This is a genomic window from Corynebacterium sp. CCM 9204, assembly GCF_041357695.1.
Taxonomy (GTDB): Bacteria; Actinomycetota; Actinomycetes; order Mycobacteriales; family Mycobacteriaceae; genus Corynebacterium.
Genome location: NZ_JAUERX010000002.1, coordinates 489,254 through 512,423, shown reverse-complemented (window position 1 = coordinate 512,423; position 23,170 = coordinate 489,254). Strand labels below are relative to the sequence as shown.

Genomic DNA, 23,170 nt, shown 5'->3' with positions numbered 1-23,170 from the left:
GTCTCTTATCCTTCGGTGTTCTTCTCGGAGTCTCGGACCTCGGTCAGGACGGCTGCGATGCGCTCAGTGGCGGAGTCGAGCTGCTCGGTGGTGATCACGAGCGGCGGGGTGATACGGATGACGGTGTCGGACGGGGCATTGAGAATCAGGCCGTGCTTCAATCCACCCGCCACAGCTTTCTTAGCGACGGGCCGGTCGAGGACAAGACCAAGCATGAGGCCGCGTCCACGGACCTCGGTGACACCGTCGACGGATTTCATCGCTGCCGTGAAGTGTTCGCCCTTGGTCCGCACATCCGCGATAAAGTCTTCGTCGATCGTGTCTAGCACCGCGAGCGCCGCAGCGCATGAGACCGGGTTTCCGCCGAAGGTCGTGCCGTGGCTACCGACACCAAACAGTGTCGCGGCCTTACCGTGCGCGAGACATGCTCCGATGGGCAAGCCCGCCCCCAACCCCTTGGCCATGGTGACCACATCAGGCAAGATCCCCTCGTGAGCGTGGGCGAAGAAGTCACCGGTGCGACCGACACCGGTCTGCACTTCATCGGCGATGAACAGGATGCCGTACTCGTCACAGAGGGCCCGGACTGCGGCTAGGTAACCGTCCGGAGCGGGAATTACTCCAGTCTCCCCCTGGATGGGCTCGAGAATGATCGCGGCGGTGTCTGCGGGGTTGATGTCCACCAGCTTCCGCAGGTAGTCGATGTCTCCATAGGGGAAGAACTCCACTCCGCCCGGGAGCGGTTCGAAGGCTGCCCGCTTGTCCGGTTGACCGGTGAGCGCCAGTGACCCCATCGTCCGACCGTGGAATCCATGCTTTGCGGCCAACACCCGGTGTCTTCCGGTGAGGCGGGCGAGTTTGAACGCCGCTTCGTTCGCCTCGGCACCGGAGTTGCAGAAGAACACACGGGTCGATTCCGCGACGGTGCTATCACCGTGGGCGAATCGTTCCTTGAGCTTTTCAGCCACCTCGACAACGGGGCGGGAGGCGAAGAGGTTGGATACGTGGGCGAACCTGCGGATCTGCGTCTCAACGGCCTCGATCACCGCAGGGTGCGCATGTCCCAGGGAGTTGACGGCGATGCCCGCGAGCAGGTCAAGATACACGGTGCCGTCGGCTGCGGTGACTTCCGCTCCCTCCCCCGAGACGAGATCGAGCGCCGGTACGTAGGTGTTCATCAGTGCTTCCGGCCACCGTCCGAGTGCGTCAAAATTGTCGGTCCTGGATTCGTTCATGGTTTAACCTTCTGGAACTCTGTGGGGGCTGGATAATCGTTGCGGTCGTAGGCATCGGGCAGAACCATCGTCCCGATACCGCCTTCGGTGAGGAGTTCGAGCAGGACGGAGTGCGCTACTCGACCATCGATGACGTGGGCAGCGTGGACCCCCTGCCGTACGGCATTCAGGCAGGATTCCATCTTGGGGATCATGCCGGCGTGGAGTGATGGGAGGAGCGCTGATAGTTCCCCAACCGAGATTTTGCTGACCATCGATGACGTGTCGGGCCAGTCGGTGTAGAGACCGGGCACGTTGGTGAGAATGATCAGTCGCTCAGCACCGATCGCGCTCGCCAGAGCACCGGCTGCCGTGTCCGCGTTGATGTTGTAGATTTGACCCTCCCCGTCCGGAGCAATCGTGGACACCACGGGGATGCGCCCGGCGTCGATGATATCCATGAGCGAGGAGGCGTCAACGTGCGTGATGTCACCGACGAGACCAATGTCGGTGAGCTCCCCGGCGACATCCACCAATCGGCGCTCAGCGGTAAACAGCCCTGCGTCTTCACCGGAACAACCGACGGCATAGGGGCCGTGGCAATTGATGAGTCCGACAAGATCCCGACCTACCTGGCCGAAGAGAACCATCCGGACGATCTCCATGACCTCGGGTGTAGTAACCCGAAAGCCTCCCCGGAACTCGCCTTCGATTCCGAGTTTCTGGAGCATTGCGTTGATCTGCGGACCGCCTCCGTGGACAACAACGGGTTTCGCGCCGACGGTTCGGAGGAAAACCATGTCGGCAGCGAAAGCGGCGCGAAGGTTCTCGTCAACCATGGCGTTTCCGCCGTACTTGACCACGACGATTTTGTCGCGGAAGTGCTTGAGCCAGGGCAGCGCTTCGGCGAGCACGTTGGCCCGTACCTCGGGTGTGATGTCCTTCATCATGTCGTTCATGTCTCGTCCCGATTTCTGGGGTGTCGTGGAAGGGTCTCTATGCCGGTGGGCGGAGATCTTCTAAGTGGAGTAGGCGGAATTGATCTCGACGTAAGCGTGGGACAGATCGGTGGTACGCAGGGTAGCGGTTCCGGTGCCGCCGGTGCCGAGGTCGACAGTGACGTCAATGTCCCGCCCTGACAGGTCGACATCCCGGGCACCGGGTGCACCGCACGAGTCAAGGCAGACAGGTTGACCGTTGAAGTGGACGGAGATGTGCTCGGGGTCCATGTCCGCGTCCGCCATACCCACGGCGGCAAGCACACGCCCCCAGTTGGGATCGGAGCCAAACATCGCGCACTTGAACAACGGATCGCGGCAGAGAGTCCGGGCGGCATTGGTGGCCTGGGTGTCATCAGTGGTTCCGATCACGGTCACGGCGACGCGCTTGGTAACGCCTTCGGCATCCGACTGAAGCTGCTTCGCCAGATCAGTACACACCCGGAGAACCACTTCATTGAGGTCATCCTGGTCCGGGGTGACACCGGACGCACCGGACGCGAGGAACATGACGGTGTCGTTGGTCGAGGTGGACCCGTCGATGTCGAGGCAGTCGAAGGTCACTGCGGTAGCGGCCCTGAGCGCGATGTCGGCCATCTCCCGGGTGATCGCGGCGTCGGTAGTCAGACAGACGAGCATCGTCGCAAGCGACGGTGCCATCATTCCGACTCCCTTGGCCATACCACCGACGGTGTATCCGGCGCCGTGTCCGACCGACTGCTTGGCGACCGTATCGGTCGTCATAATGGCTTCTGCGGCGACCCCACCGTTGTCACCGTCGTTCACGGTGAGTCCGTCGACGAGCTTGTCCACGCCGGCGAGGACGATGTCCATGGGCAGCGGTTCCCCGATGAGCCCGGTGGAACAGGCCGCGACGTCCCCCGGCTCGACCCCGAGCAATTCCGCGACGCGTTCGATCGTCGCCGTCGCGTCGGCGTCTCCCCTGGAACCGTTGCAGGCGTTGGCATTTCCGGAGTTGTAGACGATGGCCTTGAGTCGGCCATCGGCGACATTGGCGCGGCTGACCTTCACCGGTGCGGCGACGATCCGGTTCCGGGTGAACAATGCCACCGCGGTCTGTCTTGGCCCGTGATTGACTACGAGGGCCATATCGGGTTTCCCGGAGTGTTTAATTCCCGCTGTCGTTGCGGCTGCGGAAAAGCCCTTCGGTGCAGTGATTCCTATGTCAGACATGGGGATGGTTCCTTCTACTGGGGTGTCAGTGCGGTGTCGGTTTTGACCACGGATCAGGGCGCCACCCCAGAGCGGGGAAGACCTGCGGTCTCATCCAGCCCGAGTGCGAGGTTCATGCACTGTACAGCGGCGCCGGCCGTGCCCTTGGTCAGATTGTCGATGACACTGGTGACAAGGAGCCGTCCGGCATCAACGTCAACCTCTACCTGTACCTGGCACATGTTCGACCCGAGCACACTCTGGGTCTGCGGTTGCACTCCCTCCGCGAGTACCATCACGAAAGGCTCCTCCATGTAGGCGTCCCGGTAGACAGCCCGCGCCTGATCTGCACTGACCCCTTCGACAAGCGGAGCTGAGGCAGTAGTGAGTATCCCTCGGGGTAGTGGCGCAAGGACCGGAGTGAAGGAAACGGTGACCGGCCTGTCACAGTGGAGTCGGAGGTTCCTGGTGATCTCCGGGGTGTGCCGGTGTCGGCCTGCTGTGTTATATGCCTTGAGTGATCCCATGGTTTCACTGCCGAGCAGCCCGACCGATGCTTTTTTACCGCCACCGGAGACACCGGTGACGGACACGATCGAGATGTCCGGGACAATGAGTCCAGCAGCGACAGCAGGGAGCAGTGCGAGCGTCGCCCCTGTGGGGAAACAACCGGGGACGGCGACGCGTTTCGCCCCCCGCAGAACATCCCTGTTACCCGGCATCTCCGGGATTCCATAGGGCCAGGTGCCCGCGTGCTTCGAGCCGTACCACCGTTCCCAGTCCGCAGCGTCATCGAGCCGGAAGTCGGCGGCGCAGTCGATCACGACAACATCGGGACCGAGCTGTTCCGCGATGGCGGCAGAATGTCCGTGGGGCAGGCCGAGGAACACGACATCATGTCCCGCCAGCTCTTCGATGGTGGTCGGTGCGATAACCCGATCAGCGAGTTCGCCGAGGTGCGGCATGAGCTCACCGACAGTGCTCCCCGCAGTCGAGGAACCTGTCAGCGCACCGATCCGCAGCCCACCGTTCCGATAGTCAGGGTGACCGAGAAGGATCCTCAGGATCTCTCCTCCGGCATATCCGCTGGCACCTGCGACTGCAACAGTGATTGACATGCACGACAGCATATCATTTATGCGCACTAATGCAAATTATGCAGATTAGTTCCGTGCGGCAGCGCTCTACTCAACATCTCAGCGCGATGATCGTTCAGGAACCGTGCCCGTACCCGATCACCAGACAACGACCGATGCCAACAGTTGATGCAGCTTCTCAGCTCCACGGCATCCACCGGATACCACGAGCCACCAGCCTACGTGGGTTCCGATCGCGCCAGCGCCATGTCTCCCGGCCTGATCCAGCCTTTACGCCGCATGACTTCCGAAATCGCGAGAACCAGGACAGCCGGGCCGACGATGTTCAGACCGAGGATCATCAACGCGAGCGGAACAGCCGCATGCTCCGGAGACATGACGCTCCAGGTCATAATCTGACCGACAAGACCGGAGGTCCCCATTCCCGATCCAGCAGGGTTGTTCTCCATACCGAACACCGTCGTCGCGACGGGACCGAGAATCGCTGAGGCGATGATGGACGGCAGCCAGATCACGGGACGCCGGACGATGTTCGGCATCTGCAGCATCGAGGTGCCGAGTCCCTGCGAGACCAGTCCCGCCCACCGATTCTCTCGCCAGCTTGCAACGGCGAAGCCAACCATCTGACAGCAACATCCGACAGTTGCGGCACCTGCGGCGAGCCCGGAAAGGCCGAGGATGATCCCCAACGCCGCTGATGAGATCGGGAGAGTCAGGCAGACACCCATGATGACCGCGACGAGAATACCCATCAGGAACGGCTGCTGTTGCGCCGACCAGTTGATCATTGCACCCAGTCTCGTCATGAAATTCGAAATCGTCGGCCCGATCAGCAGCCCCACCGCAGACCCCGAGGCAATGGTCGCGAAGGGGGTGACAAGAATGTCGACGGGGGTCCGACCGGAGACGAACAGTCCGCATTCGACCGCGATGAACGCGGCAATGAATGCGCCCAGCGGCTCTCCGGGGCCAAGCAGTTGAAAAGACAGCCCCTCGACGACTTCTCCCCCCAAAATTTTCCCGGCGTGCGCCCCCACCATTCCCGCGACTCCGGTGCCTGCGATGACGAACGTGGATCCAGATAGTCTGTGGGCCACACCGATGCCAATGCCAAAGCCAGTCAGAACAGAGGCCACGGATCCTGTGACGACGAGGAATTCCCCGACGGTTCCCGGCACATAGCGCCCGAGCTGCACCATTATCGTTCCGACGATAAGGGTCGCGAAAAGGCCGAAGGCCATGCCTGTGAGCGCATCAATGAAAAAGAGGGAGGCCCATTTACGTAACAGTCGATTCACACGTCGTGACTTTAGTAACCATGAAACAACTTCGGTACTGTTCAGGCGTTGAACACAGCCACCGACACCCCCGATACATACCCCTCGCGCGGTGCGAAGAATGGCCCGGAGTCAGCAGATGATTCTGGGCCATTCCACAATCCACGGATCAGCTCCGGATGCGGGCACCGTGTTCCCGGGCGGCCGCGTCCGCCGCCGCAAGTCGGGCGGCCGAACACTCATCATCAGTCAACGTCCGGTCCGACGCACGGAAGCGCAGGGCGAAGGCAAGCGACTTCTGCCCCTCCCCGAGGCTCTCCGACCTGTAGACATCGAAGAGTTCAACGGTCTCGATCAGATCTCCGGCCGCAGCGAAGAGCGTCCGGCGCACATTCTCCGCAGGCACGTCCTCGTCGACAACGAGTGCTATGTCCTGCATCAGTGCCGGGAATGGCGACAGTACAGGCGCAGGAGCGGAAGGTGCGAACGGCAAGGCCGTGATGTTCAGCTCCATCGCACAGGTTCGCGGTGGCAGACCTGCACGTTCCAGAATCTGAGGGTGTAGCTCACCGGCGTACCCGACAACAGTTCCGTCGACACTCAACGCGGCGCACCGCCCCGGATGCCACGGCAGCCGTTCCGCCGAGGACACTTCGAGTTCAACATCGGCGGCCCTGGCGACAACCCGCGCGGATTCCACCGCGTCCGCCCACGTGTAGGCACGGGCTGACACGAGGGGTCCGGCAGTCTCGATATCTCCCACGCCGACTGTCGCCACATGCAACGGCTGCTTCGGCAATGACCCCAGTAGTTCCGAAATCATCTCATCTGACGGTCGGATACGGACGTCAGGCATCGGTGACCGGTCCACGTCACCGGCGATCGCCACCTGTTCGACGCCATAGAGAGACACGTCCCGTTGTCCCCTCGATACGTTCCGGCGTACGGCATCCAGCATGTTCGGTAAGAGAGTCGTACCGAGAATCGATCGGTCAGCTTCAAGCGGGTTGAGGACTGCGACGACTCGCCGCCAGGGGTCATCAGCAGCCAGACCCCACAGATCGAAGACATCAGCCTCGATGAACGGGCTCGGGAGGATCTCGGTGTAGCCGCTGTACGCGAGAGCGTGTCCGACGGCCCGACGACGCCGTTGCGCCGGTGTGAGACCTCGACCGGCAGGTGCGGTGGGGACAATCGAGGGGATGTCTTCCAGGCCCTCCAGGCGCAACACCTCTTCCACGAGATCCGCATCCATCGTGATATCTGGCCGCCAGGTGGCAGGTGTAACTGTGAGCACGTTACCGTTACGCTCGACGGCGCAACCTACCTCCTGGAGCCGCCCAATCACCGTTTCGGGGCGGATCTCCATCCCTGCGATGCGTGCGGGACGATGAACATCCATCCGAACCGTCGGCATGACCGGCGTATCCCCGACCAGCGTACGACCGGACTCCACGGTTCCGCCCGCGATCTGGGCAAGCACATGGGCGGCCACGTCAAGAGCAACCTCGACGAGGACCGGGTCCACACCCCGCTCGAAGCGCCGCGACGCCTCACTCGACAATTTATGTCTACGGCACGTGCGGGCGACGGTGATCGGGTCCCAGTTCGCTGCCTCAAGGTAGACGTCGGTGGTTTCAGCGCTGATTTCAGAAGAGGCACCGCCCATGACACCGGCCAGGGAAAGGACACCGTTACCGTCGGCAATAACCACATCTTCGTGATCAAGGGAACGATTGACCCCATCGAGGGTCACGAGCTTCTCCCCTTGCGCTGCACGGCGTACGACAAGTGTCTCACCCGCGATCTGGGCGGCATCGAAGGCGTGCATCGGCTGGCCGAACAGCATCATCACGTAGTTGGTCACATCGGTCGCGGCATTGACGGGCCGCTGCCCGCAGAGCATCAGTTCACGTTGCATCCATATCGGGGACTCCGCCCCGGCAGCCACCCCAGTGACCCGACGGAGTCCGAACCTGACCGTCTTCGTCTCAGGGCGGAGGTCAACATTCAGAAGTTGACCCTCGACCGCCGGCAGCGCAACCTCCATACCAGCAACCGCGGGATCGGAGGCGGGGTCCACGAAGGTCAGGTCGAAGGCGCTCGCGATCTCCCTGGCCAGACCTCTGGCAGAAAGGGCATAACCACGGTCCGGTGTCACATTGACGTCAAAGACCGTGTCATCAAGGCCCATGATCTCGCGAGCGTCCGATCCGAGCTCATAGTCACCATCGGCGGGAAGAGTGATGATGCCCTTATTCTGCTGGGTGGTCAGTCCAAGCTCCGCCGCGGAACAGATCATGCCTGCGGACATTCGTCCGTACGTCTCCCGCGCCGCAATCTCGAAGTTACCGGGAAGCACGCACCCGGGCAGCGAGACCACGACGTAATCACCCTCGGCGAAATTGCGGGCACCACAGACAATGGACTGAAGCTCCCCAGTGCCGTTGGCGTCACCGACGTTGACGTAGCAATGCCGGATCGGCTTCTTGAATCCGGTGAGCTCCTCAATCGTCTCGACCCGGCCGACAACCAGTGGACCTGTGGTCTCTGGAATCGTGGAGAAACCTTCGGTCTCAAAACCGACCCGGACGAAACCGCTATCGAGTTCAGCATCGGTGACCGACCAGTCGGACTGGGAGGCGGCGGCTGAGCGCAGCAGTCTGGCGACCCAGTTCTTGGCGATGAGCATGAGGGGATTCTCCTGGAGTTGAATACAGTGTGAAAAGAGGGTGAGCGAAAACTCGGCTAGACCTGAACACCGAACGGCTGGGTGAAACGGATGTCACCCTCGACCATATCGCGCATGTCAGACAGCCCATTCCGGAACTGCAGCGTACGCTCCAGCCCCATACCGAAAGCGAAACCTGTGAACTCTTCCGGGTCAATTCCTGCGGCACGCAGTACGTTCGGGTTGACCATCCCGCAGCCACCCCACTCGATCCAGCCCGCGCCCCCCTTTTTGCTCGGGAACCACACGTCGACTTCTGCGGATGGTTCGGTGAAAGGGAAGTAGTTGGCGCGCATCCGGGTACGGGTATCCGGGCCGAACAAAGTTTGGGCAAGGTGATCCAGCGTGCCCCGGAGGTGTGCCATAGTCAGATCTCGGTCTACGGCGAGTCCTTCGATCTGATGGAAAACTGGAGTGTGCGTCGCATCGAGTTCATCTGTGCGGAACACCCGGCCCGGGCAGGCAATGTAGATCGGGACGTCCCGGGAGAGCATCGTGCGCATCTGCACCGGTGATGTGTGTGTCCGCAGTACCTGAGAGGAACCTTCAGGTGCGATGTGGAACGTGTCCTGCAACGTCCGCGCCGGATGGTCGGGCAGGAAGTTCAGAGAGTCGAAGTTGAAGTACTCCGCCTCAACCTCCGGGCCGTCGGCGATCTCCCACCCCATACCCACGAAGATGTCGGCGATCTGCTCACTCAGCGTGGTGATTGGATGCATCGCACCGGCCTGGATACGCGCGGTTGGAAGTGTGACATCCACTCGCTCCGCAACGAGCACCTCGGCATTGCGCTTCTCTTCCAACCTCGCTTTTGCCTCAGCGAATGCCTTTTCAACTCGACCACGCGCCATATTCACCAGTCGGCCAACATCCTTACGCTGGTCCTTCGGAAGCGTACCGAGCGAACGGCGTGCCTGTGGAATCGGCGCCTCGTCACCAAGGTGCGAGCGGCGGACGACAGCGAGTTCGTCGAGCGAGTCTGCGGCGGCGAAAGCTTCGAGTGCCTCCTCCGCAGCGTGGTTGAGGCTGGCTTCGTTCATTCGACTGTCAGTCACCGGGGTTCTGACTCCTTTACGTCGTTTGGGACATTCTGTTCTTGCGGGATTGTTAAGGGTGTACCCGGAAAGGAACACCCACTGACGTGGTATACCGGGACACGCGTGCTCAGGAGGATCTTACCTGTTGACATGATCGGAACCATCCTCCGGGCACAGCTCACCCGACATTCAGGAGAGGTATTGAGCGCGGGCGGACGCATACATGCAGATCGCCGCGGCCGTCGCGAGATTCAGTGATTCGGCACGCCCCCGAATCGGAATGTGCACCCGGTGGTCGGCGGCATCCATTAATTCCGATGAAAGCCCGCGAGCCTCGTTCCCGAACAGCCATGCTGTGGGGCGGGAAAGAAGTGAATCTGCTTCATCGAGATTGACTTCACCGTCCGCGGCCGTCGCTAGGATCTGCACTCCCCGCTCGCGCAGCTTCGAGACAACCTCGATCTGGTCGTGGTGCCGTACCACCGGCAGGTGGAACAACGACCCCGCTGAAGCCCGTGCGACTTTCCCACCGTGAGGATCCACGGTATCACCGGTAAAAATGACGGAATCAGCTCCGACTGCGTCCGCTACACGAATGACCGTCCCGGCATTACCCGGTTCAGAGGTCTCAACCGGAACCGCCACCAGACGGGTGTCGACTGTCACCGCATCGTCGAGATCCACGAGAATCGACCGACAAACGGCGACCAGCCCCGTCGGGGTAACGGTATCCGAGAGATTCCTTCCTGCTTTATCCGTCACCGGATGTAGGTGCACTCCACCGGAGGCCGCAACGTTCAGTAATGCCGCGAACCTACCAGCAGCCGATTCTGTGACGAAAATGTCCGAGACGACACCTTTCTCAACGGCTGCTTCGACACAGTTGACCCCTTCCACAAGGAAAAATCCAGCCTTCCTCCGTCCAGCACTGCGATGGAGTTTGACGGCGGAAATCACCCTGGGGGTACGTTCCGTCGAAGGTTCGGTGAAGTCAAGGTACATGCGTCCCAACCTAGCAGCGCTCCCCACCTGAGCCACAGTTCAGGATCCCGGAAACCAAAAACCGCGACCCATCCCCCTGTTCAGGGACTGAATCGCGGAATACCGCAGAAGATTGGACAGTGCTACATGAGTGCACTGTCCTGATTCTCTACGTCAGGGTTGGAAGGTCAGGCAGCTTTAGGAGCGTTGACGTCCTCGGGAAGAGCAGCCTTCGCCGACTCGCAGATAGCGGAGAAAGCACCGAAGTCATTCACTGCGAGTTCGGCGAGAATCTTACGGTCAACCTCGATACCGGCGAGACGCAGTCCCTGGATGAGTCGGTTGTAAGTAATTCCGTTCATCCGGGCTGCCGCATTGATACGCTGAATCCAGAGGCGACGGAACTGACCCTTGCGTGCGCGACGATCGCGGTAGGCGTAGGTCATCGAGTGGAGCATCTGCTCCTTGGCCTTGCGGTACAGGCGCGAGCGCTGTCCACGGTAGCCCTTGGCTGATTTGAGTATGACGCGACGCTTTTTCTTGGCGTTCACAGACCGCTTGACACGTGCCACGGTAAAACTTCCTTACGAATCTTGGGGGTTTAATTACTTGAGAGGGGACCGCACGCCGCTGTCAGATCAGCGGCACGACGTCACGCCCGACCGAGAAGACGCTTGACGCGCTTGGTGTCGGCTTTCGCAACATCCGTGGTGCCCTTCAGGCGACGGGTCCGGGTGGAGGGCTTGCCCTCGAGGAGGTGCCGACGGTTAGCCATCTCGCGGCGCAGTTTGCCGGAGCCGGTGACCTTGATTCGCTTTGCGGTGCCCTTGTGGGTCTTCTGCTTCATGAGTTGACGTCCTTAAAAAAGCTAGTGTGTTTTACTTCTTGCCCTTGCGGAGCGGACCGATGACCATGGTCATGTTGCGCCCGTCCTGCTTTGGCTTGGTCTCTACGACACCGTATTCGGCGACGTCCTGCGCCAACCGATCCAGCAACCTGTAGCCGAGCTCAGGTCGAGACTGCTCACGGCCGCGGAACATGATGGTCACCTTGACCTTGGAACCTTTTTCAAGGAACCGGACCACATTACCCTTCTTCGTCTCGTAATCGTGGTCATCGATCTTCGGACGAAGCTTCTGCTCCTTGACAACAGTCTGCTGCTGGTTCTTCCGGGACTCGCGCGCCTTCTGCGCGGTCTCGTACTTGAACTTGCCGTAGTCCATGATCTTGCAGACCGGAGGCTTGGCGGTGGGGGCTACCTCCACCAGATCCAGATCCGCCTCATACGCAAGCTTGCGGGCGTCCTCGATGCGGACGATGCCCACCTGCTCACCACCGGGTCCGACGAGCCGGACCTCAGGAACTCGAATTCGCTCATTTATGCGAGCTTCAGCGCTGATGTGTACTCCTAGGGTTGCAGTGAATAATGCGTGATACCGCACCGCAACCTGGACATCCCACGTCTCGTGACGAACCTGGAAATAACGAAAACCCGTTATCCCATCTATCGATGGAAACAACGGGAGACCCAGGTACGTAGCCGATCATCGATGCTAAATGCAGCTAAACCAAACAATCCGGAGAAAACTCCGTCGAATGGTTAAACCGACAAGAGAAACGATCGGCGACTACGCGACAACCACTGTCCAACCCGGCGACAATGCCGAGCGGCTTATGGTGGGAGGGACCTCCACTTTGCGACCCTGCGCACTTCCGATATGGTACGCCTTCCACACTCAACTTCAGACACCCAGGCGTCTGATGATTTTTGCGACAGACATAACATGCAACACGAAAGCCCACAATGGGCGGTAGTGGTTTAAAGTATATCATGACTAGCTGCACCACCAAAGTGCACGTCCCTCACCCCGAGATCATGGACCCGAATCAGGGCACCACATAAACGACAGCATTGTCACCTCCCCTACATTCCCAGGCACCTGCCCCCTTCGGAGAACAGGTCATCCGGTATTTCTTACCGGTCACCGGTGACACCGCAGAAATTGCCCGGGCAGAATTACCTCCCTGACCGGCTATCTGCTTTCCGACGTTCATGGCGAACCCACAGCTAGTCACGTCGGTTCCGGCATAGACGCCAGAACGACCGGAGTCTCCGCAGCGCATGGCCCCGTCGGGAACTCCGAACCCGGACCGACGCTCAGTCGTCGTCGGTTTCCTGGAAGTTTCTGCTTTCGACGGCGTCGGCGATACTTCATCCGTTTCCTCCACAGACACACGTGCCCGCGGTGACTCCTTGGGGCTCGTGCCGGTGTTCGGGGAGCTCACAGGTGTAGATTCCGAAGGCGCCGCCGTCACCGTGACCACCGTCGTTTCCACAACCACAGCCTCTTCGTCCGTACGAGTGGTTGATTTGTCTCGCTCCGGGCTACCCCACCCCAGTACGGTGAAGCCGAGCACCAGCACAGATAGCGCTGCAATGATGACAACAACAAGGAAACCTATGACGACACCGGTCGCACCACGCACCGCTGGCCTCCCCGACGGGGCAGGCTGCGTCGACGGTATCTGCCGTGAAGTTCGCTGCCCCGCGGCCCCAGCACCGAGGGGCGGAAGCTGCTGGGTCGGAGCCGGATCCGAGGATGCACCTTTCCATGAGAGATCCGAGGTGCTCCCGGCATCGTGTGTGAAGACGTCGCTCTCCGGAGGGATTTCCGACCACGGGTCTCGTGAAACGGAACCGGCCTCATGTTCTGAAGCTCCACGGTCACCCGTTCCGCTGCCATTCGTTTCAGTCACTAGTGCACCTCATTCACTGTCTGCCGACGGAAAGAGAACCGGAGACTCCGGACTCCGGGGAGGATGGCTCGGCACATCACACTGTCGAGGATAGTGCGCCCGCGTTCAGCGGTTAGCCCCGTCATACCCCGGAACTACACACAGATCCGTCTCACCATTGGCGCCAGATGACAGATAGCACCCCCAGACATCGGAATGTTCTCGAACCGTCCAATCACTCTGTATATCGCAGTCTAGACTCTGGAATTATGCCCGCCGAAAAAAACGACCGTAAAGATCTGGTAGAGGCGCTGGTGAGCCTCACAAACGCCGAACAAGCGGTGCGTGAGGCCCGCACAAAAGTGCAACACGCCCTGGATGGTATTCCCGTCGCTTCCACAGCCCCGATCAGCTCCGGTGTCGACAATCATGCTTCACAGATTCCGTTACAGAAACAGAATCCTTTCGTCGATGGGGCCCCGGCCACAGGTCCCGTATCTGTATCGGAAAGTACACCCGTTGTCTCGCCCCACATTCCCGCAGTTAGGTCCCCGGAACCCAGATCAGCATCACTTCCCCGGGTACCGGCTGACACCCAGGATCCATGGTGGCGATCGGAGAACGCAGTCATCCGGTTACTGGCGATAGGTGGCACACTGATAACTCTCGGCGGGGTGGCACTATTGGTTGTCCTCGCCGCACAGAGCGGACTTCTCGGGCCACTCAGCCGAGTGCTCCTCGCTTATCTTCTGGCGGTCGGCCTCGGAGTCGGCGCAGCCGTGGCCCGGAATCGGCTCGATGATCGAGCTCAGAACACCCAGACGATTGTGTCCGCATTCCTGGTCACAGCGCTCCTCACCGCCCTTACCACGACCTGGTTCGTCGTATTCAGGTATGAGTGGTGGCCCGGATGGGTGGGTTCGACCTTCTGCATGGCGCTATTCCTTCTTCTCTCCATCACCTGCGCGCGCAAGTGGCGGATGGAACTTACGGGAATCGTTCTCACCATCGGCGCAAGCATTTTCGCGCTTCACTGGTCCTGGTGGCAGGCAGACATGGCTTTCACTTCCGCCGAATGGTCCTGGCCCTCGTCACTCCCGGGACTTCTACTGTTACTCGTGACCTTCGGTTTGGGTTGGCCCAGGGCCCGGATCACCGCTTCCGTCTGCGTGATCGGTGGTGCCCTGTTCAGCTCCCTGAATATCCTCCGTAGCCCGGTAGACGTGTATCTGTCTTTCGGTGTCGCGATCATCGTTTCCCTGGTGTTCACCGCAGCCGTCCTCTATGACCGCGTACCGACCTCGGCCACCGCCGAAAAACTAGCCTCCGCGTGGACACCACTCCTGGTTCTGTTCCTGGTGTTCTCCAACTTCTTCGCCTTGGAAGGACGCCTCCCTTCCGCCCTCTACTGGGCACCATTCGTGCTGCTCGTCTTGATGGCTGCCGCGGGATACCGGTCCTCGCTTCTCCCCCACCCCACGGGACGGTGCTCCCCTGCCCACTTCGTGGCTCCCACGCTGATCACAGTCGGAACCGCCGCAGCCCCTGTCTCCCTACTTCTCGTTGATTTCCAGAACCGAACGAAGCTCGACTACAACCAACCCGAACCTGCGGTCCTGGCCTACCTTCCGGTAGCCTTCCTCGCTTTCGCCATCCTCGCGGTTCCGGCCATGGCGCGTCTCCACTCGGGAAACGCACCATGGATCGCCTGGGCGCTCATGACGGTAATTTTCACCGCCCTACCTGCGACAATGGTGTTCGGACAGGGGGTTGATTCTCTCCGAAATATTCTCCCGTTGACTGAGGGGGTCCTCATAGCGATCCTCCTCTGCATCATTCCGGTGGCGCGGAAGCAGATCGGCGAGCTCTCCGTCCAGGTTCGGATACTGCTTGCCCTCGCAGGTCTTCACCTGTCGACGGTCGCAGTGGTTACAGTATCGACCTTCCTAGTGGGCATTTTCGGCAACGCCGAGCTTGGATTCCTCCTCGGCCATGCAGCAGTTTCGATACTCTGGATCGCACTCGCCGCTTACGTACTACTCGGGGCACACAATATGAATGCACAAGCGTCGCTGGGTGCGGGCACGCTTTTGGCGGGCGCCGGCACCGCAAAATTGATTCTCGTCGACCTTGGAACCATCAGCGGTGTTCCGAGGGTTTTCGCATTCCTCGTATCAGGCATCGCACTCCTCTCCATCGCCGCATTCCGGACACAGCGTGAACGGACCGCCCCTGGAATTACGGATTCCGGTGGCGATGAGACGGTGATTGTCCCAAAGTCTGCGGCAGGAGACATCGAGAACACATCAGGTGTCGACTCAACAACCTGAAGCAGCACCACGGCCTTTCCACTCAGTTCAGTAAAGGTTGGAGGAACTGCCCGGTGTGGGACTCCGCAACCAGCGCGACATCTTCCGGAGTGCCTTCCGCAACGACGCGACCGCCTCCCGCTCCCCCTTCCGGGCCCATGTCGACAATCCAGTCAGCAGCCTTGATCACATCAAGATTATGCTCGATAATGAGGACACTGTTTCCCTTGTCCACCAGCCCCTGAATGACGAGCATGAGTTTACGTATGTCTTCGAAGTGGAGGCCCGTTGTGGGTTCGTCGAGGATGTAGATCGTCCGCCCATTGGATCGCTTCTGAAGTTCGCTGGCCAGTTTCACACGCTGTGCCTCACCTCCGGACAAGGTTGTCGCCGACTGCCCGAGGCGAACATAGCCGAGTCCCACCTCCACCAATGTATTCAGGTACCGGTGGATGGACGTGATGGGACGGAAAAACTCCGCGGCTTCACTGATAGGCATGTCCAGAACCTCTGCAATGGACTTACCCTTGTACTTCACCTCGAGGGTCTCACGGTTGTACCGCGCGCCCTCGCACACCTCACATGGGACATAAACATCCGGGAGGAAGTTCATCTCAATCTTCAGCGTTCCGTCGCCACGACACGCCTCGCACCTCCCGCCCTTGACGTTGAATGAGAAACGTCCGGGTTTGTACCCACGAACCTTGGCCTCGTTTGTTTCTGCGAACAGCATACGAATCTTGTCGAAGACACCGGTGTAGGTCGCAGGATTGGATCTGGGTGTACGTCCGATCGGGGACTGGTCGACCTGAACCAGTTTGTCGAGGTGTTCGATTCCGTCGACACGTCTCGCTTTACCCGGAACCTGGCGTGCTTTGTTCAACCGGTTTGCCAAAACACGGGCGAGGATCTGATTGATCAGTGTGGATTTACCAGATCCTGAAACACCGGTGATGCAGCACAAGACACCGAGAGGAAGGTTCACATCGACGTTGGCGAGGTTGTTCTCCCTGGCACCAACGACGGTGAGCATCCGGTCCCGGTCTATCGGTCGGCGTTCGTCCGGAACCCCGAGGGAACGTTCACCCGACAGGTATTGCCCGGTAAGAGATTCCGGGCAGTCGCGGATTCCTCCGGGATCCCCCTGATAGACGATCTCGCCGCCGTATTCGCCGGCTCTCGGTCCGATGTCGACGAGCCAGTCGGCGGCATTAATCGTGTCTTCATCGTGTTCCACCACGATCAGGGTGTTTCCTATGTCCCGGAGATGTTCGAGAGTGGTGATCAGACGCTGATTGTCACGTTGGTGCAGCCCGATAGACGGTTCGTCGAGTACGTAGAGAACTCCAGCCAGACCCGAGCCGATCTGGGTTGCGAGTCGGATTCGCTGAGCTTCCCCACCGGAGAGGGTTCCGGCCGCACGATTGAGCGAAAGATAGTTCAAACCGACATCGAGGAGGAATTTCAGTCGTGCCTGAATCTCCCGGAGAACAGCACCAGCGATCATCTGCTCCCGAGGCCCCAAGATCAGGGTGTCCAGAAACTCTGCGGCGTCCGCGACCGAAAGCTGCGTCAATCCCGCGATGGACTGCTCCCCGTGTCGGTTCGAGGCTAAACGAACTGCCAGGATCTCCGGCTTGAGCCGTGTTCCTGAACAGGTAGGACACGGAACTTCTCGCATGTAGGAGAGTATCCGGTCCTTCTGACTGTCGGAATCCGTCTGATCGAGTTTGCGCTGCAGATACGGCAGCACCCCCTCGAATGGCGCGGTGAAATTACGGACACGACCGTATCGATTCTTGTAGCGGACACTCACCTGATGTTTACTACCGTGGAGAACGGCCCGCCGTTGGGCCGCAGTGAGCTCACTGAACGGGGTGTTCTCGCTGAAACCCATCGCCTGCGCGAGCCCGGTCAAAAGTTTGGTGAAGTATTTGGTGTTGAAACCGGTGTTCCACGGCTGAATAGCCTCCACGAGAGGGACATCGACGTCGGGAACGACGAGATCGATGTCGACTTCCAATTTGGTACCCAGTCCATCACATGCGGGGCAGGCACCGTAGGGGGAATTGAAGGAGAAACTCCGGGGTTCGAGTTCATCCACTCCGAGCGGATGACCGTTGGGACACGCCATCTTCTCGGAAAATCGGCGTGTCCTGTTCTCGTCATCGTCATCCAGGCTGACGAAGTCGAGGATGACTACTCCGTCAGCGAGCCCAAGTGCGGTCTCCACTGAGTCGGTGAGCCTCTGCTTCTGCGTCGGTTTCACCTGGAGCCGGTCCACCACGACTTCGATGTCGTGCTTGACCTGCTTCTCTAGTTTCGGTGGATCGGAGAGTTGGTGAACCTCTCCGTCGACCCGGACCCGGGAGTATCCCTGTGCTGCGAGGTCCGCGAAAAGGTCGACGAACTCCCCTTTCCGCGTACGCACCACCGGTGCGAGAACCTGGAACTTCAGTCCCTGTTCCATGTCAAGGACCTGGTCGACGATCTGCTGCGGGGTCTGCCGTTCGATGACCGCATCACATTCCGGGCAATGTGCGGTCCCGGCACGAGCGTAGAGCAATCGGAGATAATCGTAGACTTCCGTGATCGTCCCGACCGTCGAACGGGGGTTCCGGTTCGTCGATTTCTGGTCAATAGAGACAGCCGGGGATAATCCCTCGATGAAATCCACATCAGGCTTGTCCATCTGTCCGAGGAACTGACGGGCATAACTCGAAAGAGACTCCACGTAACGGCGCTGCCCTTCAGCGAAGATCGTGTCGAATGCCAGGGAGGATTTCCCGGAACCTGAAAGGCCGGTGAACACGACCAGGGTGTCGCGGGGCAGATCGATGTCTACCCCCTTGAGATTGTGCTCGCGCGCTCCGCGCACGATGAGCCGATCAGCCACTGGCCTCAGTACCTTCCGGTTGAACGTGTAGAGGGCAAACAGTATCGAACATATCAACGACTGGGGTGATTAGCTAGTCTGTGCACATGACCCATGATGTCACTCTGCGCTCCTTGTCCGTGTCCGAGATGGACAACAACTGCTTCTTCCTCATCGCCGGTGATCGCGCTTTACTCATTGATGCCGCGGATGACGCCGACCGACTGATCTCCTTCGCCGCGGAATACGGCGCGACGATCACAGGTGTCGTCACCACGCATCGACACTGGGATCACGTTCGAGCACTTCCGGAGGTGCTCGAACGGACCGGCGCGATCCACTACTCCTCTTCCCTCGACGCCCCGGCACTGCCCGCTCGAGTTGACGTCGAACTCGACCACGGTGCGGAACTTCAGTGGGAGCAAATGAACTTCCCGGTGTTCGTCCTCCGCGGACACACACCTGGAGGCCTCTGCATAGAGGTCACCATTGACGGAACCACGCATCTTTTCGTCGGGGACAGCCTGTTCCCGGGAGGAGTCGGGAAAACCAACGGCGACAGTGATTTCCGGAGGCTTCTCTGCGATGTTTCCACCCGAGTCTTCGACGTCTACTCCGATGAGACGGTGGTGCATCCCGGACACGGTCGGGACACGACCGTCGGTGCTGAACGTCCGCATCTGAAGGAATGGAGTGAGCGTGGGTGGTGACCCTAATGCTCGCTCATGTGCACGTATCCCGGGGAAACCGGTAGGATTACCGGACAGTCGCACGTCGTAACCCTATTTACCGGTTTTTCACGGGACAACGGGTTGCCACGTGCCGGACCCGGTACTCAACCAAGGAGCCAAGTAACCCATGATCCGCAAGCTCGCCCGACCGATGCTCGCCTCCGTGTACATCGCGGACGGCGTCGACACCCTCGCCAATACCGAGGCCCATGTGGAAGGCACCGAGTCTGTCATCACCCGACTGCGTGGCGTTCTTCCACGGCAATACGCCGCATTCGTGCCGACTGATCCGGAGCTCGTCGCCCGAGGTCTTGGTGCCACCAAAGTGGGTGCAGGCAGTATGCTGGCACTCGGAAAGTTCCCGCGACTGTCCGCATTCACCCTCGCGTTGACGTCCATCCCGACGATCCTCGCACGTCACGCTTTCTGGGATGCGGAGGACAATCAGGAAAAGAGTGCACGTCGTTCCGGCTTCCTCACCTCCATTGCTCTCCTCGGAGGACTGTTCATCACCACCGCCGACACCCAGGGTAAGCCCGGTATCGCCTGGCGCACGAAGCACGCCGCGAAGGTGACCAACAAAAAGGTGCAGAGGGCACTGCCCACAAAGTCTGAGACGGAGAAATTCGCTGAATCCGCCTCCGAGCAAGCTTCCGCTCTTGCTCACTCCACCCGGGGATTCCTCGGCGACGCCGGTGAGAAGGCAACCGAATACTTCGGCGCCGCCCAGGACTACTTCGAGGACAACAGGGACGACTGGCTGAAGGCTGCCGAGTCCAATGCGAAGATCGCCAAGAAACGGGCTGTGAAGCTCGCCAGCCAGGCGCAGAATCGCGCTGATGAAGCCCGTAAGACTGCCTCCAAGAACGCCGAGAAGTACCAGAAGCAGGCGGACAAAGCTGCAAAGAAGGCACAGAAGAAGTGGGGTCGGAAGCTGGACCTCTGATCCTCTGCCCTGCCCGCCCTTCGACACGCCCCGCCCACCGCCAACCGGTCGGCGGGGCGTCGCATGTGCTTCGTCTGCCCCCCCCTGGGGATGGACCCCCGCTTCCAGCAGAACTAGAGTTTCCCTTACCATTCCTCGCGCCAATCCCGACCGAACAACGGGATCCCGAGCGTGAATCTCCCCAGGAGTACTGACCGTGCAGCATCGATCCCGTTTTTCTTCTCCACTCCCCAGCAACGGGAATCCGGAGATCGCCACGGAACAGGCATACACCGATATGCTCTTCGCGCGACTTGATGCGGAGGTGGCACAGTCGACTGAGCGGCTCCGTGGAGTGATGAAGCGTGTCGACGCCGCCAATCCCGACGCCGAGGCTCTCGTCGAGAGAGAGACGGAGTACCACGCACTCAACGCCCGTCTTGACCGGTTGAATCTCGCTCAACTCGGTCTCGTCTTCGGAAGAATCGATGTTCGGGATCCTGATGCGGAGAACCCGGTACCGGAGTTTCCCGAGCTGGACCGGCGATACATCGGAAGGATGGGACTCGATGCCAGGGAAGACGGATATCGCACGTTGTTGCTCGACTGGCGCGCCCCGATGGCCAGGCCGTTCTATCTCGCGACAACCGCGCAACCGGAAGGTGTGACCGTCCGCAGACACATCCGCACGAGTGGCCGGACGGTGACCGGTATCGATGATGAACGTTTGTCCGTCACACCGGGTACACCTGAATCGGTGTTACGCAGCGGCGTCGGAAGCGAATCTGCCCTACTCCCCGTGCTCACCGCACCACGCACCGGCCACATGGTGGATATCGTTGAGACGATCCAGCGTGAGCAGGATGTCATCATCCGCGACCGGACCCGCGGGGTCATGGTCGTAGAGGGGGGGCCTGGCACAGGGAAAACAGCGGTGGCACTGCATCGTGTGGCCTGGTTGCTCTACACGTGGCGCGAACAACTCGCAGCGACCGGTGTGCTCATCATCGGACCGAACCGGACGTTCCTCGATTACATTTCCCGTGTTCTACCGGAGCTCGGTGAAACCGGTGTTGTCCTCTCCACCATCGGTGAGCTCTACCCCGGTGTCAGTCCCGAGGCCTCGGATAACCTGTTGACCCGAGAGATCAAGGGATCAGAGGAGATGGTCACGATTCTCGCGGAAGCGGTCAAGGCCCATCAGACACTCCCCGATGCCCCCGTCAGGATCAAGGTGGAGGGACTCGATCTTCTCCTCACACCGACGATGGTGAAGAAGGCCCGCACACGGGCACGTCGTTCGCGCCGACCACACAATCTCGCGCAACCGGTGTTCCGGGAGCATCTCATTGAACAACTCACGGACCAATTGGCAGAGAAGATCGGAGCTGACCCGCTTGGTGGCCGAAATCTACTCAGTGGCGGTGATATAGCGCAGTTGCACGAGGACCTCATGGAGGAACCGTCTGTCCTCGCCACCGTGGACGCATACTGGCCGGTGCTCGACCCGGAATCTGTGCTGAATCGACTACTCAGCGACCGAATCGCAATCGCCACAGCAGCCGCCGACTACGACGATGAAACCCGCGACGCACTGTACCGGGAACCCGGCTCCCCGTGGACGGAATCCGATGCGGCACTCCTTGACGAACTCGCGGAACGCTTGGGGATGCCCGATCCTGACGCCGCCCGGGAGGCAGCCGAACAGAAATGGCGTGAACAAGTTGAGGACGCCCAGGAGGCCCTGGACATCCTGAGTTCATCAGCCTCCTCCGATCTCGATGATGGGTTCGAGGCTGAGGTGCTTTCCGCGCACGATGTCATCGACGCAGAAACACTAGCGGAACGGCAACGTTTCCGTGACACCCGGACGACAGCAGAACGCGCCCGCATGGACCATACGTGGGCTTACGGGCATGTGATCGTCGACGAAGCCCAGGAACTCTCCCCCATGGAATGGCGTATGGTCATGCGCAGATGCCCCTCCCGGTGGATGACTCTCGTCGGCGACACAGCACAAACTGGTTCACCCGCAGGTGTGGATTCCTGGACCGACACACTATCCCCCTATGTGCACAGTCGCTTTCACCGGCACGAGTTGACGGTCAACTACCGCACACCACGGGACATCTCGGATGTCGCGGCGCAGCTTCTACCGATGATCGCGCCTGAACGTACTCCGGCGACAGCCATCCGGGATACCGGTTGGGGAGTCAGGTTCCTGCCCGATGAAACTGATCCGACAGAGGTCATCCGCACGCTACACGACCGATCTCCTGAACGGACGAGTGTCCTCATTGCCCCAGATGACGCCCAGGTAGCGGGGAGCGTCACGGTGAACGCGGTTAAGGGACTCGAGTTCGACCATGTTGTCGTTCTGGATCCGGCCGCAATAGTCGGACAGTCCCCCCAGGGCTGGCAGGATCTCTACGTCACATACACCCGTGCTACGCAGTCCCTCACCGTGATCGGGCGGCCTCCCCACCCAGTGGAATGACCGCCGCAGAATACATCCCGTCAGCTCACGGTGTGCACGATCATAACGTCGCACTGGGACTGGCGGGCTACATCAGCGGGAACAGAGCCGAGTAGACGACCCGTCAGTGAGTTGATACCCCGGTTTCCAACGACGAGCAGATCAGCCTCGTTCTCGTTCACGATCGCCATCAACGCCTCCACCGGAGTACCCGGTTTGATGGCGGTCTCCACCTTCGCGCAGCCGATCTTCCTGGCTGCCGCGGCTGCCGCATCAAGGTTACGCTGAGCCGGATCATCGCCGAGAACAGTGACGGAGTCCTTGCGCAGTGTCTTCAGCGCCTGTTCCTCGGACTCGTAGTACGCACAGCCGACGATCAGAGTGGCATCGAATGCGGCAGCCATCGCCGCCGCCCGCTCAACCGCCAACATCGACGACTTCGAGCCGTCCGTTCCAACGACGATCTTGGTGTAGTCACTCATAGTGAACCTTCCGGTGAGAGATCAGGATATCGTGCTCTGATTATCCGGCACTGAATACAGCACACAGAAAACCAAACCTTCTGTCATTCTTCCTGTCCATTGTAGGCAAAAGGAACACCGCCCCCGTG

18 protein-coding genes are annotated in these 23,170 nt (G+C 60.2%); 4 read left to right on the top strand and 14 right to left on the bottom strand.

What is annotated here, in order from left to right:
* Window positions 1-5: 5 nt before the first annotated feature.
* The 12 genes from QWU43_RS06410 to QWU43_RS06355 all read right to left on the bottom strand — a co-directional run bounded on the left by QWU43_RS06410 (window position 6) and on the right by QWU43_RS06355 (window position 12,995).
* Complete coding sequence (locus QWU43_RS06410) at window positions 6-1,235, bottom strand: acetylornithine transaminase (protein WP_370917408.1); 1,230 nt, start codon at window positions 1,233-1,235, stop codon at window positions 6-8.
* Window positions 1,232-2,173, bottom strand: coding sequence for an acetylglutamate kinase (gene argB, locus QWU43_RS06405; RefSeq protein WP_370917407.1), 942 nt, complete (start codon window positions 2,171-2,173; stop codon window positions 1,232-1,234). The genes QWU43_RS06410 and argB overlap by 4 nt, the downstream gene beginning before the upstream one ends.
* A gap of 60 nt (window positions 2,174-2,233) precedes the next feature.
* Window positions 2,234-3,406, bottom strand: a complete 1,173-nt coding sequence (argJ, locus tag QWU43_RS06400; protein ID WP_370917406.1) for a bifunctional glutamate N-acetyltransferase/amino-acid acetyltransferase ArgJ — start codon at window positions 3,404-3,406, stop codon at window positions 2,234-2,236.
* 53 nt (window positions 3,407-3,459) lie between these two features.
* On the bottom strand, window positions 3,460-4,503 hold the full coding sequence (gene argC, locus QWU43_RS06395; RefSeq protein WP_370917405.1) for an N-acetyl-gamma-glutamyl-phosphate reductase: 1,044 nt from the start codon (window positions 4,501-4,503) through the stop codon (window positions 3,460-3,462).
* A 197-nt stretch (window positions 4,504-4,700) separates the two neighbouring features.
* Window positions 4,701-5,780, bottom strand: a complete 1,080-nt coding sequence (locus QWU43_RS06390; RefSeq protein WP_370914941.1) for a PTS transporter subunit IIC — start codon at window positions 5,778-5,780, stop codon at window positions 4,701-4,703.
* 148 nt (window positions 5,781-5,928) lie between these two features.
* Window positions 5,929-8,451 (bottom strand): phenylalanine--tRNA ligase subunit beta, encoded by a 2,523-nt coding sequence (pheT, locus tag QWU43_RS06385; protein ID WP_370917404.1) that lies wholly within the window; start codon window positions 8,449-8,451, stop codon window positions 5,929-5,931.
* A 56-nt stretch (window positions 8,452-8,507) separates the two neighbouring features.
* Window positions 8,508-9,530, bottom strand: a complete 1,023-nt coding sequence (pheS, locus tag QWU43_RS06380) for a phenylalanine--tRNA ligase subunit alpha (protein WP_370915354.1) — start codon at window positions 9,528-9,530, stop codon at window positions 8,508-8,510.
* A gap of 186 nt (window positions 9,531-9,716) precedes the next feature.
* Window positions 9,717-10,529, bottom strand: coding sequence for a TrmH family RNA methyltransferase (locus QWU43_RS06375; protein WP_370914943.1), 813 nt, complete (start codon window positions 10,527-10,529; stop codon window positions 9,717-9,719).
* Window positions 10,530-10,696: 167 nt separating this feature from the next.
* Window positions 10,697-11,080: a 50S ribosomal protein L20 gene (rplT, locus tag QWU43_RS06370; protein WP_370914944.1), complete on the bottom strand. Its 384-nt coding sequence runs from the start codon at window positions 11,078-11,080 to the stop codon at window positions 10,697-10,699.
* 80 nt (window positions 11,081-11,160) lie between these two features.
* Window positions 11,161-11,355, bottom strand: coding sequence for a 50S ribosomal protein L35 (rpmI, locus tag QWU43_RS06365; RefSeq protein WP_370914945.1), 195 nt, complete (start codon window positions 11,353-11,355; stop codon window positions 11,161-11,163).
* A gap of 31 nt (window positions 11,356-11,386) precedes the next feature.
* Window positions 11,387-11,950 carry a translation initiation factor IF-3 gene (gene infC / locus QWU43_RS06360; RefSeq protein ID WP_370914946.1) on the bottom strand — a complete coding sequence of 188 codons (564 nt, stop codon included), beginning with the start codon at window positions 11,948-11,950 and terminating at the stop codon, window positions 11,387-11,389.
* 445 nt (window positions 11,951-12,395) lie between these two features.
* Entirely contained in the window at window positions 12,396-12,995 is a 600-nt protein-coding gene (locus QWU43_RS06355) for a hypothetical protein (protein WP_370917403.1), read from the bottom strand.
* 518 nt (window positions 12,996-13,513) lie between these two features.
* Here QWU43_RS06355 and QWU43_RS06350 point away from each other — a divergent pair.
* Window positions 13,514-15,574, top strand: coding sequence for a DUF2339 domain-containing protein (locus QWU43_RS06350; protein WP_370917402.1), 2,061 nt, complete (start codon window positions 13,514-13,516; stop codon window positions 15,572-15,574).
* A gap of 22 nt (window positions 15,575-15,596) precedes the next feature.
* On the opposite strand, the gene uvrA is transcribed toward QWU43_RS06350, so the two are convergent.
* The gene (gene uvrA / locus QWU43_RS06345) at window positions 15,597-18,449 is read right to left on the bottom strand and encodes an excinuclease ABC subunit UvrA (RefSeq protein ID WP_370914949.1); all 2,853 of its coding nucleotides are present in this window, start codon (window positions 18,447-18,449) and stop codon (window positions 15,597-15,599) included.
* 86 nt (window positions 18,450-18,535) lie between these two features.
* Here uvrA and QWU43_RS06340 point away from each other — a divergent pair, with 86 nt between their 5' ends.
* From QWU43_RS06340 to QWU43_RS06330, 3 genes are all read left to right on the top strand, one after another.
* Window positions 18,536-19,138 carry an MBL fold metallo-hydrolase gene (locus tag QWU43_RS06340; RefSeq protein WP_370914950.1) on the top strand — a complete coding sequence of 201 codons (603 nt, stop codon included), beginning with the start codon at window positions 18,536-18,538 and terminating at the stop codon, window positions 19,136-19,138.
* Window positions 19,139-19,286: 148 nt separating this feature from the next.
* Window positions 19,287-20,105 (top strand): DoxX family protein, encoded by an 819-nt coding sequence (locus QWU43_RS06335; protein ID WP_370914951.1) that lies wholly within the window; start codon window positions 19,287-19,289, stop codon window positions 20,103-20,105.
* A gap of 190 nt (window positions 20,106-20,295) precedes the next feature.
* Window positions 20,296-22,581, top strand: coding sequence for a helicase (locus tag QWU43_RS06330; RefSeq protein ID WP_370917420.1), 2,286 nt, complete (start codon window positions 20,296-20,298; stop codon window positions 22,579-22,581).
* A gap of 20 nt (window positions 22,582-22,601) precedes the next feature.
* Here the strand turns inward: QWU43_RS06330 and QWU43_RS06325 are convergent, their stop codons facing one another.
* Window positions 22,602-23,042: a universal stress protein gene (locus QWU43_RS06325; protein WP_370914952.1), complete on the bottom strand. Its 441-nt coding sequence runs from the start codon at window positions 23,040-23,042 to the stop codon at window positions 22,602-22,604.
* Window positions 23,043-23,170: the final 128 nt, after the last annotated feature.

Excerpts from the sequence above, each read along its gene's own strand:
- QWU43_RS06410 (WP_370917408.1), bottom strand. The coding sequence starts at position 1,235 with ATGAACGAATCCAGGACCGACAATTTTGACGCACTCGGACGGTGGCCG.
- argB (WP_370917407.1), bottom strand. The coding sequence starts at position 2,173 with ATGAACGACATGATGAAGGACATCACACCCGAGGTACGGGCCAACGTG.
- argJ (WP_370917406.1), bottom strand. The coding sequence starts at position 3,406 with ATGTCTGACATAGGAATCACTGCACCGAAGGGCTTTTCCGCAGCCGCA.
- argC (WP_370917405.1), bottom strand. The coding sequence starts at position 4,503 with ATGTCAATCACTGTTGCAGTCGCAGGTGCCAGCGGATATGCCGGAGGA.
- pheT (WP_370917404.1), bottom strand. The coding sequence starts at position 8,451 with ATGCTCATCGCCAAGAACTGGGTCGCCAGACTGCTGCGCTCAGCCGCC.
- pheS (WP_370915354.1), bottom strand. The coding sequence starts at position 9,530 with ATGAACGAAGCCAGCCTCAACCACGCTGCGGAGGAGGCACTCGAAGCT.
- QWU43_RS06375 (WP_370914943.1), bottom strand. The coding sequence starts at position 10,529 with ATGTACCTTGACTTCACCGAACCTTCGACGGAACGTACCCCCAGGGTG.
- rpmI (WP_370914945.1), bottom strand. The coding sequence starts at position 11,355 with ATGAAGCAGAAGACCCACAAGGGCACCGCAAAGCGAATCAAGGTCACC.
- QWU43_RS06350 (WP_370917402.1), top strand. The coding sequence starts at position 13,514 with ATGCCCGCCGAAAAAAACGACCGTAAAGATCTGGTAGAGGCGCTGGTG.
- QWU43_RS06340 (WP_370914950.1), top strand. The coding sequence starts at position 18,536 with ATGACCCATGATGTCACTCTGCGCTCCTTGTCCGTGTCCGAGATGGAC.
- QWU43_RS06335 (WP_370914951.1), top strand. The coding sequence starts at position 19,287 with ATGATCCGCAAGCTCGCCCGACCGATGCTCGCCTCCGTGTACATCGCG.
- QWU43_RS06325 (WP_370914952.1), bottom strand. The coding sequence starts at position 23,042 with ATGAGTGACTACACCAAGATCGTCGTTGGAACGGACGGCTCGAAGTCG.